General features: G+C 32.1%; 1 protein-coding gene. It reads right to left on the bottom strand.

Annotated elements, in window-relative coordinates:
* Positions 1 to 65 precede the first annotated feature (65 nt).
* The gene (locus tag BHE89_RS18835) at positions 66 to 563 is read right to left on the bottom strand and encodes a YbaK/prolyl-tRNA synthetase associated domain-containing protein (protein ID WP_069368810.1); all 498 of its coding nucleotides are present in this window, start codon (positions 561 to 563) and stop codon (positions 66 to 68) included.
* Between the last annotated feature and the right edge of the window lie 322 nt (positions 564 to 885).

Genomic DNA, 885 nt, shown 5'->3' on the forward strand with positions numbered 1-885 from the left:
ATAAACAATTACCCTTAGTTGAATTTAAAACTGGGTAATTGTTAAAGATAAGTTGGCTGTTTTTATTATTCGTTTTCTTCTTCTCGAATAAAAGAGATTAATTCTGGTTGTGCAATACGTTTGTAATCTTGCGTATTGAGAATAATAGAACGTTCTAATGTACCAGCATTAAAAGCTAATTCATCAAAACGTTCAAAAAGCAGAGGGTCAGCCACAAGCTTTAATGAAGGATGAAAACTAAAAGGGGGAATTGCACCAAATACGCATTGAGTCAGATCATCCACTTCTTTAGGGCTTGCCAGTGACGCCCTTGTTCCACCAATTTGGTGAGCGAGTTTTGATAGATCAGCTTGTTTATCAGCAGGTAATATCGCAAGAACATGTTGTTTAACACCGTTACCTTTTATATGGCAAACAAGTCCTTTTGCTCCCTGTCCTAATTGTGTTCCTCTGATTTTTGCAACTTCTTCAGAACGGCCTGCGGTAGGGTGCTCCATAACACGGTAAGTTGCGTGGTTTTTATCCAATAGAGCAGTAAGTTGCTCAAAAATAGTCAAAGACATCAATGACTCCTGAAGTTAATAAGTTATTTCTTTGTGGTCATTATACGACTTTAAAAAAAATATTCTGCTGTGATGTTCACGGTTGGTTTTGATTATTTTGATAAGCTTTTCAAATTATTTTTGTTACAAATGATAATATGTTAATAGTAATATCCTATTGAATTAATAGAGTAATTGTATGCCTTAATTTTATTATTTGTAATAACATGATAAACAAATTGATATTTATTCATTATTTTGATGATGATCAATTTAAGAATAAAAAGAATAGAACATAATTAAAACATAGATTTAATTACTAAAAAGGAAGTCAATAATGGCT

It is taken from the genome of Shigella sp. FC1967, from assembly GCF_001743005.1.
Taxonomy (GTDB): Bacteria; Pseudomonadota; Gammaproteobacteria; order Enterobacterales; family Enterobacteriaceae; genus Proteus.